This window comes from Micromonospora sp. NPDC047707, from assembly GCF_040704235.1.
Classification (GTDB): Bacteria; Actinomycetota; Actinomycetes; order Mycobacteriales; family Micromonosporaceae; genus Micromonospora.
The window spans coordinates 24,998-42,013 of record NZ_JBEYSU010000038.1 but is presented as its reverse complement, the minus strand read 5'-3'; the positions used below and the strand labels follow the sequence as shown (position 1 = coordinate 42,013).

13 protein-coding genes are annotated in these 17,016 nt (G+C 73.1%); all 13 read left to right on the top strand.

Annotated elements, in window-relative coordinates:
• Nucleotides 1-22 precede the first annotated feature (22 nt).
• The 13 genes from AB0873_RS27645 to AB0873_RS27585 all read left to right on the top strand — a co-directional run bounded on the left by AB0873_RS27645 (nt 23) and on the right by AB0873_RS27585 (nt 16,932).
• A complete protein-coding gene (locus AB0873_RS27645) occupies nt 23-328 on the top strand; it encodes a hypothetical protein (RefSeq protein WP_155332760.1) in 306 nt (101 codons plus the stop codon).
• Entirely contained in the window at nt 325-3,003 is a 2,679-nt protein-coding gene (gene alaS / locus AB0873_RS27640; protein WP_366603302.1) for an alanine--tRNA ligase, read from the top strand. Before AB0873_RS27645 ends, alaS begins: the two co-directional genes overlap by 4 nt.
• 72 nt (nt 3,004-3,075) lie before the next feature.
• Nucleotides 3,076-3,537 (top strand): Holliday junction resolvase RuvX, encoded by a 462-nt coding sequence (ruvX, locus tag AB0873_RS27635; protein ID WP_366603301.1) that lies wholly within the window; start codon nt 3,076-3,078, stop codon nt 3,535-3,537.
• The gene (mltG, locus tag AB0873_RS27630) at nt 3,534-4,736 is read left to right on the top strand and encodes an endolytic transglycosylase MltG (protein ID WP_366603299.1); all 1,203 of its coding nucleotides are present in this window, start codon (nt 3,534-3,536) and stop codon (nt 4,734-4,736) included. The genes ruvX and mltG overlap by 4 nt, the downstream gene beginning before the upstream one ends.
• The gene (locus tag AB0873_RS27625; protein ID WP_366603297.1) at nt 4,736-5,560 is read left to right on the top strand and encodes a shikimate dehydrogenase; all 825 of its coding nucleotides are present in this window, start codon (nt 4,736-4,738) and stop codon (nt 5,558-5,560) included. Before mltG ends, AB0873_RS27625 begins: the two co-directional genes overlap by 1 nt.
• A 151-nt stretch (nt 5,561-5,711) precedes the next feature.
• On the top strand, nt 5,712-7,412 hold the full coding sequence (locus AB0873_RS27620) for a glycoside hydrolase (protein ID WP_366603295.1): 1,701 nt from the start codon (nt 5,712-5,714) through the stop codon (nt 7,410-7,412).
• 212 nt (nt 7,413-7,624) lie between these two features.
• A complete protein-coding gene (locus AB0873_RS27615; RefSeq protein WP_366603316.1) occupies nt 7,625-9,568 on the top strand; it encodes a hypothetical protein in 1,944 nt (647 codons plus the stop codon).
• 92 nt (nt 9,569-9,660) lie between these two features.
• Complete coding sequence (locus AB0873_RS27610) at nt 9,661-10,203, top strand: acyltransferase (RefSeq protein WP_366603294.1); 543 nt, start codon at nt 9,661-9,663, stop codon at nt 10,201-10,203.
• On the top strand, nt 10,196-11,815 hold the full coding sequence (locus AB0873_RS27605) for a lipopolysaccharide biosynthesis protein (RefSeq protein ID WP_366603292.1): 1,620 nt from the start codon (nt 10,196-10,198) through the stop codon (nt 11,813-11,815). Before AB0873_RS27610 ends, AB0873_RS27605 begins: the two co-directional genes overlap by 8 nt.
• A gap of 2 nt (nt 11,816-11,817) precedes the next feature.
• The gene (locus tag AB0873_RS27600) at nt 11,818-13,182 is read left to right on the top strand and encodes an O-antigen ligase family protein (protein ID WP_366603290.1); all 1,365 of its coding nucleotides are present in this window, start codon (nt 11,818-11,820) and stop codon (nt 13,180-13,182) included.
• Nucleotides 13,179-14,762, top strand: coding sequence for a lipopolysaccharide biosynthesis protein (locus tag AB0873_RS27595; protein ID WP_366603288.1), 1,584 nt, complete (start codon nt 13,179-13,181; stop codon nt 14,760-14,762). The genes AB0873_RS27600 and AB0873_RS27595 overlap by 4 nt, the downstream gene beginning before the upstream one ends.
• Nucleotides 14,763-14,770: 8 nt before the next feature.
• A complete protein-coding gene (locus AB0873_RS27590; RefSeq protein WP_366603314.1) occupies nt 14,771-15,673 on the top strand; it encodes a sulfotransferase domain-containing protein in 903 nt (300 codons plus the stop codon).
• Entirely contained in the window at nt 15,670-16,932 is a 1,263-nt protein-coding gene (locus AB0873_RS27585; protein ID WP_366603285.1) for a hypothetical protein, read from the top strand. The genes AB0873_RS27590 and AB0873_RS27585 overlap by 4 nt, the downstream gene beginning before the upstream one ends.
• Nucleotides 16,933-17,016: the final 84 nt, after the last annotated feature.

Sequence of the window (17,016 nt, the reverse complement as noted above, 5' to 3'; positions counted from 1 at the left end):
CGGCGAGCGGGAGGATGAGAGCATGAGGCGGTTGTTCTGGCTCGGTATCGGGCTGGCCGTCGGCGTGGTGGTGGTCCGCAAGGCCACCCGGACCGCGCAGGCGTACACGCCGGCGGGGATCGCGAGCGGGCTGTCGGAATCCGCTGGCAACCTGGTCGAGTCGCTGCGTAGCTTCGTGGAGGACGTCCGGATCGGGATGGCCGAGCGGGAGCAGGAGATCCACGAGGCCTTCGCCCGTGGCGAGGCGTTCGACGACCAGTTCGCCGACCTGCGGGAGGACCCGCGCATCGGCGACCGAGACATTTTCCCGGAGGAACACCAGCGATGAAGACGGCGGAGATCAAGCGGCGGTACCTCGCGCACTTCGAGGCGAATGGCCACACCGTGGTGCCGTCCGCTCCGCTGCCCGCCATCAGCGACCCGAACCTGCTGTTCGTCAACGCCGGTATGGTGCAGTTCGTCCCGTACTTCCTCGGCCAGCAGAGCCCGTCGTACCGGCGGGCGGTCAGCGTGCAGAAGTGCATCCGGACGCCGGACATCGACGAGGTCGGCAAGACCAGCCGGCACGGCACGTTCTTCCAGATGAACGGCAATTTCTCCTTCGGGGACTACTTCAAGGACGGGGCGATCCCGTTCGCCTGGGACCTGGTGACCAAGTCGGTCGCCGACGGCGGCTTCGGGCTGGACCCGGAGCGGATCTGGCCGACCGTCTACCTGGACGACGACGAGGCGTTCGGGATCTGGCGGTCGGTCGGCGTGCCGGCCGCGCGGATCGTGCGCCGTGGCAAGGCGGACAACTTCTGGTCGATGGGCATCCCCGGCCCGTGCGGCCCGTGCTCCGAGCTGTTCTACGACCGCGGGCCCGAGTACGGCCGCGAGGGCGGCCCGGCGGTCGACGAGGACCGCTACATGGAGTTCTGGAACCTCGTCTTCATGCAGTACGAGCGGGGTCCGGGCGCCGGCAAGGAGGACTACCCGATCCTCGGTGACCTGCCGGCGAAGAACATCGACACCGGCATGGGCCTGGAGCGGATGGCGTCCATCCTCCAGGGCGTCGACAACCTGTACGAGATCGACGAGGTCCGGCCGATCCTGGACAAGGCCGCCGAGCTGACCGGCAAGCGGTACGGCGCGCAGTCCGGGCACGTGGCCAGCGAGTCGCACCCGGACGACGTGCGGCTGCGGGTCGTCGCCGACCACGTCCGCACCGCGCTGATGCTGATCGGCGACGGCGTGACGCCGAGCAACGAGGGGCGCGGCTACGTGCTGCGCCGGATCATGCGCCGCGCGATCCGCGCGGTCCGGCTGCTCGGCTGGCAGGAGCGGGCGATGCCCGAGCTGCTGCCGGTCGCCCGGGACTGCATGGCGCCGTCGTACCCCGAGCTGGCCACCGACTTCGACCGGATCGCGGACTACGCGTACGCGGAGGAGGACGCGTTCCTGTCCACGCTGCGCGCCGGCACCACGATCCTGGACACCGCCATCACCGAGACCCGCACCGCGGGCCGGACGGCGATCACCGGCGAGAAGGCGTTCCAGCTGCACGACACGTACGGCTTCCCGATCGACCTCACCCTGGAGATCGCGGCGGAGCAGGGCGTGGAGGTGGACGCCGAGGGCTTCCGCCGGCTGATGGCCGACCAGCGGGCCCGGGCGAAGGCCGACGCGCAGGCGCGCAAGACGGGGCACACCGACCTGTCGTCGTACCGGGTGGTGCTCGACGAGGGCGGGCCGGTCACGTTCACCGGCTACCACGAGGTCGCGCGGGAGTCGACGGTGCGGGCGGTGCTCGGCGCCGAGGGGCCCCGCCAGGCGGCGGTCGAGGGCGACACGGTCGAGCTGGTGCTCGACACCACCCCGTTCTACGCCGAGGGCGGCGGGCAGCAGCCCGACCTCGGCCGGATCACGGTGGGCGGTGGGCAGGTCGACGTCCTCGACGTGCAGCAGCCGGTGCCCGGTCTGATCGTGCACCGGGCCCGGGTCGTCCGGGGTGAGGTGCGTGCCGGCGAGACCGGCTTCGCCGAGATCGACACGAGCCGCCGCCGGGCGATCTCCCGGTCGCACACCGCGACCCACCTGGTGCACCAGACGATGCGCAACTTCCTCGGTGAGTCGGCCACCCAGGCCGGTTCGCTGAACGCGCCGGGCCGGCTGCGATTCGACTTCAACACGCCGACCGGGGTGGCGCCGAGCGTCCTGCGCGACGTCGAGCAGCAGGTCAACGAGGTGCTCCTGGCGGATCTGGAGGTGCACGCGTTCATCACCTCACTGGAGGAGGCGCGGCGCATCGGCGCGATGGCGCTGTTCGGCGAGAAGTACGGCGAACAGGTCCGGGTCGTCGAGGTCGGCGACTACGCCCGGGAGCTGTGCGGCGGCACCCACGTCGCCCGCTCCGGCCAGCTCGGCCTGGTGAAGATCCTGTCCGAGTCGTCCATCGGGTCCGGCGTCCGCCGGGTCGAGGCGCTGGTCGGGATGGACGCGTTCAACTTCCTCGCCCGTGAGCACCTGCTGGTCTCCCGGCTCGCCGAGCTGTACCGGGTGCCCAGCGAGCAGGTCGCCGACCGGGTCGAGCAGACGGTCACCCAGCTGCGGGACGCGGAGAAGGAGCTGGAGAAGCTCCGGGCCCAGCTGGTGCTCGGCGGGGCGGCGGCGCTCGCGGCGCAGGCGAAGGACGTGCGCGGTGTCGCGTACGTCGGGACCGAGGCCCCGGAGGGCGCGGCCGGCAACGACGTGCGGACGCTCGCCCAGGAGATCCGCGGCAAGATCGACCCGGCGCGGCCGGCGGTGGTCGCGGTGGCCGCCCGGGCCAACGGCAAGGCGTCGCTGGTGGTGGCGGTCAACCCCGCCGCCCGCAGCCGTGGCCTGTCGGCGGCCGACCTGGTCAAGGCGGCCTTCTCCGGCCGGGGCGGGGGCAGCCCCGACCTGGCCCAGGGCGGTGGCCTGCCGGCGGCGGAGGCGCCCAACCTGCTCCTGACCGTCGAGAAGGCGGTCGCCGAGGCGTGACACGCTGTCGTACCTGGCCAGGGCGGACCGATCGGTCCGCCCTGGCCCGTCTCCGCCGAGGGGTGACCGTCCGTGATTGAACTGTCTCGGGGAGTGCGGCTCGGTGTGGACGTCGGGCAGGTCCGGGTGGGGGTGGCCCGGTCGGACCCGCACGGGGTGCTGGCCACCCCGCTGGTCACGCTGGCCCGCGACCTGACGGCGGCTCCCGACACGGTCCCGAGCGACGTCGCCGAGCTGGCGGCGCTGGTCGCGGAGCACGAGGCGGTGGAGGTGGTGGTCGGCCTTCCGGTCACCCTCGCCGGACAGCAGGGTCCGGCCGCCGTCCACGCGAGGGCGTACGCTGACCGTCTGGCCGATGTAATAGCGCCCGTGCCGGTAACGCTCACCGACGAGAGGATGTCCACCGTCGTGGCTAGTCGTAGGCTTGCCGAGCGTGGCGTCCGGGGACGACGACAACGCGCGGTGGTCGACCAGGCCGCCGCGGTGGAGATTCTGCAGAGCTGGCTGGACGCGCAGCGGAGGCGGACAGGATGATCGACGATCTGGAGCTCGGGTTCGATGAGCAGGAACGGGGGGAGAAGGGCCGGCATCGGCGCGGCTACGTCCGCAAGCGCAAGAACGGCTCCGGCGGCGGGCGCGGCAAGACCGTCCTGGCCCTGCTGCTGGCCCTGGTCCTGCTCGGCGGTGTCGGCGGCGGTGCCTTCTACGGCTTCGACCGGATCCAGAGCTACTTCGTCACTCCGGACTACGAGGGCGGCGGCACCGGCGAGGTGACCGTCGAGATCAAGCAGGGCGCCCTCATCTCGGACATGGCGGTGGCGCTCTACGACGCGGGGGTCGTCAAGAGCACCAAGGCGTTCGTCGAGGCGGCGGAGGAGAACGCCCGCAGCACCAACATCCAGCCGGGCCTGTACAAGTTGCGCAAGCAGATGAGCGGCGAGAGCGCCGTCGCGGCGATGCTCGACCTGAAGAACCGCGTCGTGAACGGGGTCACCATCCCGGAGGGGCGCTCCGCCAAGAACATCTACAAGCTGCTCTCCGAGAAGACCAAGATCCCGGTCAAGGAGTTCGAGGCGGCGGCGAAGGACCCCATCGCGCTCGGCGTCCCGGACTGGTGGTTCAACCGCGGCGACGGCAAGAAGGCGGCGAAGTCGATCGAGGGCTTCCTCTACCCGGACACGTACGAGATCCCGCCGAACGCGACCGCCGAGTCGATCCTCAAGCTGATGGTGGAGAACTTCGTCGCCGTCACCGGTGAGCTCCAGTTCGCCGACAAGGTGCAGAAGGGCCTGGGCGGCGTCAGCCCGTACGAGGCGCTGATCGTGGCGTCGCTCGCGCAGGCGGAGGCCGGCAACAAGGACGACCTCGGCAAGGTCGCCCGGGTCGCCTACAACCGGGTGTACAAGGGCAACTTCGACTGCGGCTGCCTGGAGATGGACGTCACGGTCAACTACTACCTGGAGCTGACCGGGCAGCCGACCAAGGCGTCCAAGGACATGACCGCGGCCGAGCTGAACAACCCGAAGAATCCGTACAACCGCAAGCTGCGGGGCATGATCCCCGGCCCGATCAACAACCCGGGCAAGGACGCGCTGGCCGGAGCGATGAACCCGCCCAAGGGCAACTGGCTGTTCTTCGTGGCGATCGACAAGGAGGGGCACTCCGCGTTCGCCGAGACCTACGAGGAGCAGTTGCGCAACGAGGCCAAGGCCCGGGAGGCCGGGATCATCTGATGGCGGTCGCGCGACGGGCGGCGGTGGTCGGCAAGCCGATCGCGCACTCGCTCTCCCCGGTGATCCACAACGCCGGGTACGCGGCGGCCGGCCTGGCCGGCTGGTCGTACACCCGGTTGGAGTGCGCGGAGGCGGAGCTGCCGGCCCTGGTCGCCGGGCTGGGCCCGGAGTGGGCGGGGCTGTCGGTGACCATGCCGGGCAAGGAGGCAGCGCTCGCGGTGGCGGCGGCCGCGTCGCCCGTCGCGACCGCCGTCGGCGCCGCCAACACGTTGGTACGGCGTTCGGACGGCACCTGGTACGCGGACAACACCGACGTCGCCGGCATGGTGGAGGTGCTGACCGGGGCCGGGGTACGGCCCGACGCCACGGTGACGGTGCTCGGCGCCGGTGGCACCGCCCGGGCGGCGGTCGCGGCGGCGGCGCGGTTGCGGGCGCGAGCGGTGACCGTGGTGGCCCGGCGCGCGGAGGCGGTCGACGACCTGCGGCCGGTGGCCGGGGCGGTCGGCGTGCCGCTCGCCGGCGCGCCGTGGGACGACGCCGCCGGGCAGGCCACCGCCGACGTGGTGATCTCGACCGTGCCGAAGGGCGTCGCCGACCCGCTCGCCGGGTCGGTGGCGTGGCGACCGGCCACCGTGCTATTCGACGCCCTCTACGACCCCTGGCCGACGCCCCTGGCGGCCGCCGCGCGGGCCGCCGGCTGCCGGATCGTCTCCGGCCTCGACCTGCTGCTCGCCCAGGCGGTCGGCCAGTTCGAGCAGTTCACCGGCGTGCCGGCGCCCCGCGCGGCGATGGCCGCCGCCCTGGCCGGTGCGCGGGGCGACTGACCGCAGGGGTGGGCGGGACCGTCCCCTGTGGGTGTACCGGGAATCCTTAGGCGACGGTTAAGACCCGCTTAGGTCCCGCTGTCGTGCCCACGCCGGGTGGCGGCCATCGTTACGCTGCCGAGAGTCAACACAGCAGACACAGGGAGTTTCCTTGGGCAGGCGCGGAGTGCACCGACTGACCCGGCACCAGGGCCCGCGGCGTAAGGCGGCGCTGCTGGGCGTGACCGCCGCGGCGGTGGTCGGCGGGCTGGTGGCCGGGGTGATGCCGCTGCTGGCGGCCGACGACATGTCCGTGCGGGCGGTGGCGGACACCACGGCCACCTTCGTGTCGCAGGACGGCGACAACGGTGCCAAGACCACCCTCGCGACCTGCCCGGCGCGCTGCGACGCCAACCCCCGCGGCACCCGCGAGGCGGTCGTCCAGTTCGCGGTGACGACCCTGCCGGCGAACGCCGTCAACATCCGGGCCACGCTGCGGGTGCACGCCTGGCAGAAGTTCGCCGCCAGCGTCACCGCCCACGCGTCCACGGTGGACGCCCGCCTGGTACGGCCCGCGCCGGCGCCGGTGGGCGCCGTCCTCGACACGGTGGACGGGGTCCAGCCCGGCTTCAACGAGTGGGACGTGTCGACGGTGGTGACCGGCAACGGCACGGTCACCGTGTCGCTGGCGCAGACGGGGCTGGAGAGCCGCATCTACTGGGCGTCGTCGGAGAACCGCAACCCCGACCTGCGCCCCCGACTCGTGCTGCGCTACGACGTCGGCAGCCGGCCGACCCCGGCGCAGAGCAGCGCCGCACCCTCGCCGAGCCGCACGACGGCGCCGACCACCCCGCCCGCGCCGCCGCCGTCGCCGAGCGCCAGCCCGAGCCGTCCGGCGCCGAGCCCGACCCTGACGCCGTCGCCGCGCCCCGGCGGCTGCGGGCAGGTCTCGTCGAAGCTGGTGCCCTCCTGCGGCGCCTGGTGGGGGATGTACTCGCCGGCGAACCCGGCCACCTGGAACCACGGCCGGGCCGTCGCCGACGTCGAGGCGCAGGTCGGGCGCCGGTTCGACATCGTGCACCGCTACCACGACTTCTCCAACCACGGCAGCAACGGGGCCTTCCCGGACGCGTACGAGCAGCAGCAGATGCGCGAGGGCCGGCTGATGTTCTTCGCCTGGGAGTCCCGGATCTTCTCCTCGGGTGCGGTGCTCACCTGGAAGGACGTCTACAGCGGCCGGCACGACGCGACGATCGACGCGGTCGCCGGCCGGATCCGGGCCACCGGCGTGCCGGTGTTCCTGGGCTTCGACCACGAGCCGGAGGACGAGCCGGCCAAGGGCAGTGACGCCGACTTCGTGCGTGCGTGGCGGTACGTGCACGACCGGGTGGTCGCCGCCGGCGCCCACAACGCGGTCTGGGTGTGGACGATGATGGGCTGGTCCGGCCACTACAGCCGGTACGCCGGCCTGTACCCGGGTGACCGTTACGTGGACTGGGTCGCCTGGGACCCGTACAACTTCCACGTCTGCAACGGCAGCACCGTCTGGAAGAGCCCGTCGACCACCATCGGCAGCTTCTACCGCTGGCTCGACCAGAACGGCATCGGCGCGGGCAAGCCGCGGATGCTCGCCGAGTTCGGCACGAACTTCAACTCGGCCGATCCGGACGCCAAGCGGCGCTGGTTCGAGGAGTTCCCCGCCGCGCTCAAGGCGCACCCGAAGATCAAGGCGGCGATCTACTTCAACTCCGCCGGCATGACGACGCGGACGAGCACCTGCGACATGACGATGAACCACGAGTCGTCCGCCCTGGCCGGGTTCGCCCGGGCCGGTCGCGACAGCTACCTGCGCCAACCGACGCCGGGTAGCTGACGGCGGGTCGACCGCGCGGCGGCGGCGGGGTGGCCGGAGGGGAGTCGGACATCCGACCCGGTACGCTCGCCGTCGTCGCGTGGGGTCACTGACCGCCCAATCGGCGGATATCGCCAAGCAGGGTCGGCGAGGCACGCTACGCGGGTTCTCATCCACCTTGGAGGCGTAGCGTGCCCGAAGTCTCGCTCTCTCGGCGTTCTGCCGGATTCCGCATCCGCGCGGCCGCGATCGGTCTGGTGACCGTCGCCGCCGTGTTGGCCGTGCCGTCGGCGAGTTCCGCCGCCGTGGTACCGGCGCCCGAGACGCAGACCCTGGTGTCGACCAACCCCGGCGACAGCACGCCGCACGCGCGCGACGGCGAGGCCCGCGCGTTCGCGCAGGTCGGTTCGATGGTGTACGTGGGTGGCAGCTTCACGCAGATCCGCCAGACCGCTACCTCGGCCTGGACCACGCAGCGCTACCTGTTCGCGTACGACCGCAGCAGCGGGACGATCTCCACGACCTTCCTGCCGGTGCTCGACGGCGCCGTCAACACGCTGATCGCCGGCCCGAACAACACGCTGATCGTCGGTGGCGCGTTCAAGAACGTCAACGGCGTGTCGCGCAAGAACCTGGTGGCGCTCAACCCGACCACCGGGGCGATCATCGACAGCTGGGTGGGCCGCTCGGACGGCGGCACCGTACGGGACCTGGTGCTGCACGACAACTGGCTCTACGTCGCCGGCGCGTTCAACTGGTTGAACGGCACCGCGCACGGTGGGCTCGGCCGGCTCAACGCCAGCACCGGTGCGATCGACCCGACGTTCAACGTCAACGCGACGGTCGGCCGCCACACGACGGCGCCGTACGTGTGGACCATCGACGTCAGCCCGGACGGGAACACCCTCGTCGTCGGCGGCAACTTCATGTACGTCAACGAGCTGCCGCGCAACCAGATGGCGCTGGTCGATCTCTCCGGCACCCCGACCGTCCTCGACTGGAGCACCGAGAAGTTCGTTCCGCCGTGCGCGGCGCCGGCGACGTTCATCCACTATGTGCAGGACGTGAAGTTCGGCGGCGACGGCACCTGGTTCGTCGTCGGCACCAACGGCGGCGGTGGCTGGCCGGCCGCGTACTGCGACGCGCTGGTCCGGTTCGAGACCGCCGCCCGGGGCAGTGGCCAGCTCGCCACCTGGGTCGACTTCACCGGCAACGACACCATCACCTCGGTCGAGGTCGCCGACAACGTGATCTACCTCGGCGGGCACTTCCGTTGGCTGAACAACCCCAACGCGAGCGACCGCGCCGGCGCCGGCGCCGTCGACCGGCTCGGTATCGCCGCGGTCACCCCGGCGACCGGCATGCCGGTCAACTGGAACCCGCGCCGCAGCGGCAGCGCGTCGATGCCCCCGGGAACCAGCGACTGGGGTTCGACGGTGCCGGTGCTGTGGCGGGGCAGCGACGGGCTGTACTTCGGGCAGAACTCCGACGGGATGGGCGGCGAGTACCACGGCCGGCTCGGCATGTTCCCGCTGACCGGCGGACGGACCGTCACCCCGAAGAACCCGCCGACGGCCACCACCGGCAACCTCTACCTGGGCACGGGCGAGGGTCAGCTGGCCAAGGTGCCGTTCGACGGCACGAACGTCGGCGCCCCGACGACGGTCAGCCAGCCGAACTACACCGGCGCCGGGGCGACCTGGCGGGTGAACGACCGGATCTACTGGTCGCACACGGTGGCGGGTACGCCCACCGGCAGCCGGATCGACATCTCGATGTTCAACGGCGGTGCCATCGGCGTGCCGTGGGAGGCCTCCGGCTACAACGACTGGTTCAACGCCGCCAACATGACCGGGGCGTTCTTCCTCAACGGCCGGCTCTACTACACCCGCACCGGCGCGAACGCCCTCTACTACCGGTACTTCGAGATCGACGGGAACTACCTCGGCGCCACCGAGTTCGTCCTGCCCACCACCGGCGTGACGTGGTCGGCGGTGCGCGGCATGGCCTGGGTCGGTGGCAAGATCGTGTACGGGAGCACCGACGGTACGCTGCGCGGCGTGCCCTTCGACCCGACGGCCGCACCGGCGGTCGACGGCGCGGGGGTCACCGTGCTCGTCCCGGCGAGCGCCGAGCTGACCTGGTCTACCCCGCGGACGTTCTTCTCCGTACAGTGACGCTCATCCGTCCGTAACGGAACATCGGTACGTTGTTCACGTTGGGCCGGCGGCGGATCCTCGTCGCCGGCCCCAGACGTGGGGAGGGGTCGTTGGGCGGCATCCGCCGTGGGCTCGCGGTGCGGGCGGTGTTCGCGGTGAAGCGCGGGTGGTACCGGGCGCGTTATCCCCGGCTGACCCTCGGCCGGGACGTGGAGATCCGGGGGCGGATCCGGCTGCGCCGGGGTGTGCGCGTGCACATCGGTGACCGGACCCGGCTCAACAAGCTGGTCCGGTTCGCCGGGCCGGGCGAGGTCCGGGTCGGTGCCGACTGCCTGCTGAACGCCACCTGGATCGGCACGTGGACGTCGGTCACCATCGGCGACCGGTGCCTGCTGTCGGACTGCGAACTGCTCGACAACGACTTCCACAACCTGTCGCCCGAGCGGCGGCACGATCCGCCCACCCCGGCCTCGCGGGCGCCGATCGTCGTCGAGGAGAACGTCTGGATCGGCGCGCACGCGCTGGTGATGAAGGGCGTCCGGATCGGCCGGGACAGTGTCGTGGGCGCCGCGACGGTGGTGCGGACGGACGTGCCGCCCCGCGTCGTGGTCGTCGGAAACCCCCAACAGACAGTGAAGAAGCTCAATGACTGACGCTCCTGGTGGTTCCTGGTCCGCCGACGCCGCTCCGGGCGGCGGGGGAGCGCCAGGCCGCACGGTCACCCTGATCGACCTGCTGCGCGTACCGCTGCACCGCATCCGCCTGGTGGCGGGGGTGGCCGTGGTCGGGCTGCTCGCCGCGCTCGGCTACGTGCTCCTCGTCCCGAGCGCGGTGACGGCCAACGCCGTGGTCGCGGTCCGTCCGGTGGTCACCGACGCGTTCACGCCCAGCGGGGCGTCCGCCGACCGGGCGGTCAACATGAACGTGGAGAGCGGCATCGCCACCGGCACCGACGTGGTGCAGCGGCTGGTCGACGCGACCGGCCGGGACCAGCGCGACGTGCGCGACGCCCTCGAGGTCGAGGTGCCGACCGGTGGGCAGATCCTGCGCTTCCTCTACACCGCGAACTCGCCGGAGGCGGCGGTGGAGGGCGTCAACCTCGCCGCCCAGGCGTACCTCGACGTGCGGCGCGCCATGTACGAGCGGCAGCGGGAGGACATGCTGCGCTCGTACGACGAGAGCATCAAGAAGGTGCAGGACCAGCAGGTGGCGCTCCAACGGCGCATCGCCGGCGCCCGCGAGGGCGCGGTGGACGCGGCGGTCGCCGAGCTGGCCGGGGTCAACAACCAGCTCACCCAGCTGAGCTCCGCCCGCACCGAGATCGCGGCGGTCGACGTCAACCCGGGCTGGGTCACCCGCAAGGCCGAGAAGGCGTTGGTCGCCGCGGGCGGGAACCGCCCGCTCTACCTGATCGCCGGCCTGCTGGGCGGTGCGCTGCTCGGCATCGTGCTGGCGTACGTGTGGGAGTCGGTGGACCGCCGGATCCGGTCGGTCGACGACGGGCGGGACGCCACCGGCCTGCCGCTGCTCGGCACGGTCCGCAGCCGGGGCCTGCGCGGGTCGCGGCACGCGGTGGACGCCGACATCCGGTACGTGGCGATGGCGATCGCCGAGCGGGTCCGCGAACCGGCCCGGGTGGCGCTGCTGACCACCCGGGAGGACCAGACCACGATGACCGCCGGGCTGGCGGTGGCCCTCGCCGCCACCGGTCGGGACGTGTACGTCGCCGACGACAGCGGTCGCCTGGAGCGGCTGCGCACCGAGGTGCTGGCCGGCCTGGGACGCCTGCCGGCGGCGGCCAATCCGGCCGGCCCGGCCGTGCCCAAGCCCCGCGAGGGCGGGACGGCCAGCGTCGACGACATCACCGAGCAGATCACCGTCCGCCGGCCCTCTCCGCACCCGACCGGCACCCCCCGCCCGTCCACCGACCCGGACGCCACCATGACCCTGCCCCGGGTCGCATCCGGCGTGCCGGCCAGCGGCAAGAGCCAGGTCAGGAAGGCCGCCGACGAGGTGCCCGTGGGCGCCGGCGGGGTCCGCTTCGGCACCTGGCGGCAGCGGGCCGCCACCGGCACCGTGCTGTTCAACGCCCCACCGGCCGAGGCCGACGAGCGCGGCGTGGCGGCGGGCCGGCAGGGCACCGCGGTGGTGGTGGTCGAGCAGGACCGGACACGGCAGGGCGACCTGCGGCGGTTGGCCGAGCGGCTGCGCGCCGCCGGCGTGACACCCCTCGGGTTCGTGCTCACCCGCAGCGGGCGGGGCTGACGGTGCCCGTCACCCGTGCCCCGGCGACCGGCGAGCCGGCCGGGGACGGGCCCCTCCCGATCCTCCCGCCGCCCCCGCCCCCGCCACCCCCGCCCCGGTTGCCGATCTGGCCGCTGGCCATGATGTTCGGCCTGGTGCCGCTCTGGTGGCTGGCCGGCGCGTTCTACCTGGGCTGGCCGCTGCTGGGCGCGTTGCTGCTCGCGCTGCTGCTGGTCCGGGGCCGGGTGCCGCTGCCGCCGGCCGCCGGGATCTGGCTGCTGTTCCTGGCGGTCGTCCTGGTCAGCGCCACGCAGCTCGAAGCGTTCGCCTCGGTGCTGACGTTCGGGCTGCGGTTCGGGTTCTACGCCACCGCGCTCGTCGTCGGCGTCTACGTCTACGCCGTCGCCCGGGAACGCGCCGACCAGAGCGCGGTACTGGTGCCGATCTGCGCCTTCTGGTTCGGGCTGGTGGTGCTGGGCTGGCTGGGCGTGCTCGTGCCGCGGCTCGCCCTGACCACCCCGATGGAGCTGCTGCTGCCCGGCGGCATCGCCGGTAACCCGTTCATCAACGACATGGTCCACCTCTCCACCGCGGAGTACAGCGTCCGATCGCTGAACCCGATCTACCGGCCGGCGGCGCCGTACGCGTACACGAACAACTACGGCAGCGCGTACGCGATGACCCTGCCGTGCGTGGTCGCGTTCACCATGCTCCGCCGGCGCGGTGCGCTGCGGTGGGCCGTGCTCGGATCGTTGCCGCTGTCGCTGGCGCCGGCCTTCCTCACCCTGAACCGGGCGATGTTCCTCAGCCTCGGCGTGGGTCTGCTCGTGCTCGGCGTGCGGGCCAGCCTGCGCGGCAACATGCGGGTCGCCGCCTCGATCGTCGGCGTGGTGGTGATCGGCGGGATCGCCACCCTGTTCATCCCCGTCGCCGAGCTGATCGGCAACCGCGTGGAGTCCAGCGACACGAACGCCGACCGGCTCTCCCTCTACAGCGAGGTGCTGCGGCGCGTGGGGGACTCGCCGTGGCTCGGGTACGGCGCGCCGGCCAACGTCGACACGGTCTCGGCCGAAGCCCCGATCGGCACCCAGGGGCAGCTGTGGATGGTGCTGTTCAGCCACGGCGTCCCCGCCCTGCTGTGCTTCGTGGCCTGGTTCCTCGTGGCCGCCCTCGTCTGTGGCCGGGCCACGTCCCCGGCCGGGCAGTGGCTCGCGATCGTGCCGGTGGTGTGTCTGGTGCAGATGCCCTTCTACGGCATGGCGAACCAGAACCTGGCGGTCGCCTTCTACGCGGTCGCGTTCGCGATGGCGCTCACCGAGCGGGAGGCGGCCGCACGGCGTGCGTCGGCGCCGACCCTGCCCGTCGGTCCGCAGGCGGTGACCACGTGACCGCCGCCGTCCGGTCCTCGACGGCCGGCTCGGCCGCGCCGAGCGCCGACGCGGAGACCCGGCGCAGCGCGCGCAGCGGATTCGCCGGCCTGATCGGTGCCGCCACCAGCGGCCTGTTCGGGTTCCTGCTGGCCGTCGTCATCACCCGCGGCTACGGCACCGCGGGCTCCGGCGCGATCTTCGCGGCGATCGGGGTGGTCACGGTGGCGACCGCCGTGTGCACCCTCGGCGCGGAGACCGGCCTCATGTGGGCGCTGCCGCGCCGGCGCACCGGGCCCCGGGGCGACGCCGCCCGCTTGCTGCCGGTGGGACTGCTGCCGCCGCTGGTGGTCGCGGTCGTCGTGGCGGTCACCGGTGTGCTCGCCGCCGACGCCCTCGCCCCCCGCGTGCTCGGTGGCGCGGCCGGGGCGGCGCTGCTCGTGACGAGCTTCGCCGCCGTGCCGGTGGTGGTGCTGATGACGCTGCTGCTCGCCGCGCTGCGCTGCGTACGACCGATCCGGGCGTACCTGTCGGTGCAGTTCTTCCTGCTGCCGGTGGCCCGGCCGGCGCTTGTCGGCGCGGCCGTGCTCGTCGGCGGCGGCCTGGTGGCGGGCATGTCCGCCTGGCTGGTCCCGGCCGGGATCGCCCTGCTGAGCTGCCTGGCCCTGGTCGCCGGCCCGCTCGGCGTGGGCCGGGGGGCGGCGCTGCGGCCCGAGCGGCGGGACTGGTCGACGTTCTGGGGCTTCGCGCTGCCCCGCGCCGCGTCGGCCGCCATCGACGCCGGCAACATGTGGGTCGGCGTGCTGCTCACGTCGGTCCTCGCCGGCGCGGGCGAGGCGGGTGTGTTCGGCGCCGTCGGCCGGTACATCCTCGCCGGCCAGCTGGCGATGCAGGGGTTGCGGGTGGCGGTGTCGCCGCAGCTGTCCCGGCTGCTCGGCGCGGGCCGGCCGGACGCGGCGGCCGCCGTGCACCGGCAGCTCACCGCCTGGGGGCTGGTGCTGTCCTGGCCGGTCTACCTGCTGCTCGCCGTGTTCGGGCTGGCGTTCCTGGAACTCTTCGGGTCCGGCTTCACCGCCGGCGCCACCGCGATGACCGTGCTCGCGCTGGCGATGCTGGTGAACACCGGGGTGGGCAACGTGCAGAGCCTGCTGCTGATGGGCGGCCGCAGCGGGCTGCACCTCGCCGCCACCGTCGCCGGGCTGCTGGTCACCGTCTCGCTCGGTCTGGTGCTGATTCCCGGCCACGGTGCCACCGGCGCCGCGGCGGCCTGGGCCGCCGGCATCGTCACCGAGAACCTGACGGCGGTGACGTGCGCCCGTGTCGTGTTCGGGCAGCCGCTGGTCGACGCGCCGATGCTGCGCGCCGCCGCGGCCACCGTCGCCGGGGTGGGCGCCGCCGCGACGGTCGGGGTGCTGGCCGGCGGCCGGGGCATTCCCGGCCTGCTGGTGGCGGCGGCGGTCCTGGCCGCCGGTTGCGTCGGCTTGTTGACGTTGCCCCGGGTGCGGCACGGCATCCGGGTGACCATGAGGCAGATCCGTGGGCGGGGGGAGGCGGCCCCGACCGCCACCGGCTCCGCACCACCGCAGCAGGAGGGCAGGTGAGGTCCGTCGTGCCGGCTATGCGCGATCGGGTGAAGCAACTCGTGCCGACGCAGGTGACCGAGCGGGTGAAGGAGTCCCTGGTCGGGTACGGCGTCCGGACCAGTGACCGGCGACCGCTGCCGGACTTCCTCATCATCGGCACGAAGCGGGGCGGCACCACCTCCCTGTGGAACTACCTCATCCGGCACCCGCTGGTGCCCCGGCTCTTCCCGGCGTGGAACACGAAGTCCGCCCACTACTTCGAGGAGCACTGGCGGCGCGGCGAGGCGTGGTACCGCTCGCACTTCCCGACGGTCCGGCAGCGCGAGGCGTTGCAGCGGCGGCACGGCGGCCCGGTCCGGGTCGGGGAGGCGGCCCCGCTGTACATGTTCCACCCGCTCGCCGCGCAGCGGGTGGCCGCGCTGATGCCGTCGGTGAAGCTGATCGTGCTGCTGCGCGACCCGGTGGAGCGGGCGTACTCGCACTGGAAGGAGCGGCGCACCCACGGCATCGAGCCGCTGGACTTCGCGGACGCCCTCGCGGCCGAGGAGGAGCGCACCGCGGGGGAGCGGGAGCGGCTGATCGCCGAGCCGGAGTACTTCAGCGAGGCGTACGACTGGTACACGTACCGGGCCCGGGGCCGCTACCTGGAGCACCTGGAGCCGTGGCTGGAGCGCTTCGACCGGGAGCAGTTCCTCTTCCTGCCCAGTGAGGACCTCTACCGGGACGCCCGTTCGACGTACCGCCGGACGCTGGACTTCCTCGGGCTGCCCCCGCACGACCTGCCGGACTTCGAGGTCTACAACGACCGCCGTTCGTCGCCGCTGGACCCGGCGCTGCGGGCGGAGCTGACCGCGTACTACCGCCCGCACAACGACGCGCTGCGGCAGCGGCTCGGCCTGGACCTCGACTGGCCGGACCGGGCCGCGTGACCGCGTCCGCGACCACGTCCGCCGACCCGCGTACGCGTACCGACGGGCTGGGCTGGGTGACCCGTGCGGTCTTCGGCGACGACCGGGTCGCGCTCACCCTGGGCGGCCAGCCGCCGGCCGACCACCGGGTGGTGGCGCGGTACGCGGTCGTCCCGTCGCCGGAGCGGGCCCGTTTCCTGCTCCCGCTGGGCGCGCCCCGGGCCACGGCCGCGTCGCTGCTGGCGTACAACGCACTGCGACCGCCGAAGGTGCGGGCCGTCCGGGCCGTCCTCGGCGGGATCGCCCGCCTGCGCGGGATCGAGCTGGCCCGGTTCCCGACGTTGACCGTGTCCCTGCCCGGCGGGGTGGCGGCCGACGAGGCACTGCTCGCGCACCGGCTCGCCGCCCTCCTCGGTGCCGCGCCGGCGTACGCCGCGTGTGGCGTACGCCCTCCGGACCCGAACCACAAGCCGACCCTGCAACTGTTCGACGCGGACGGCCGGCCGCTCGGCTACGCCAAGATCGGCTGGAACGACGCCACCCGCGCGCTGGTGACCGCCGAGGCGGCGGCCCTGCGCGAGTTGCCGGTGCTCGCAGGTGTGCCGGACCACCCGGTGGCTCCCCGACTGCTCGCCGAGACCACCTGGGCCGGGCAGGTCGTGGCGCTGGTCGAGCCGCTGCCGTCCGACGTACGCGGCGTGCCGGTCACCGACCCGCCGGAGGTGGCCGCGGTGCTCGCGGTGGCCCGCCGGGGCCGCCCGCCGGCTCCGCCGCGCCCGCTGGCGGGGTCGACCTTCCTGGACCGGCTCACCACGACCGCCGAGCGGGCGGCGGCCGCGACACCGGACGGCGCGCGGGCGGTCGCCGCGGTGGCCGCGCTCGCCGGCCGGCACGGCGGGACGGCCGTCGAGTTCGGCCACTGGCACGGCGACTGGGTGCCGTGGAACCTGGGCCGGCACGCCGGCCGGCTGGTCGCCTGGGACTGGGAGCACAGCGGCCCGGACGTGCCGCTCGGCTTCGACCTGGCGCACGACGCGTTCCAGCGCGCCCTGGTGCTGCGCGGCGAGCCGGCCGAGGCCGCGGCCGGCGCGGTGGACGCGCGACTCGACCGGTACGGCGACGCGCTGGGCCTGGACCCGGCCGGGCGCCGCCTGGTGGCTGACGCGTACCTGCTGGAGATGTGGCTGCGGACGTGGCGCCTCGCCGACGCCGGTGCGGGTTGGAACTCCGCGTTGCATCCCGCGCTGTTGGACGTGGTCGACAAGCGACATAACGGGTGAACCGCAGATGTCGCCGGGGTGTTGACGCCGGGTCCACTCCGGAGTGTGATGGTGGGGGTGCAGCTAGTGACGATCGTTGATGTC

What these genes read in the sequence shown, in the direction of transcription:
- AB0873_RS27605 (WP_366603292.1), top strand. Translation starts at nt 10,196, where the DNA reads ATGACTGACGCTCCTGGTGGTTCCTGGTCCGCCGACGCCGCTCCGGGC.
- alaS (WP_366603302.1), top strand. Translation starts at nt 325, where the DNA reads ATGAAGACGGCGGAGATCAAGCGGCGGTACCTCGCGCACTTCGAGGCG.
- AB0873_RS27625 (WP_366603297.1), top strand. Translation starts at nt 4,736, where the DNA reads ATGGCGGTCGCGCGACGGGCGGCGGTGGTCGGCAAGCCGATCGCGCAC.
- mltG (WP_366603299.1), top strand. Translation starts at nt 3,534, where the DNA reads ATGATCGACGATCTGGAGCTCGGGTTCGATGAGCAGGAACGGGGGGAG.
- AB0873_RS27645 (WP_155332760.1), top strand. Translation starts at nt 23, where the DNA reads ATGAGGCGGTTGTTCTGGCTCGGTATCGGGCTGGCCGTCGGCGTGGTG.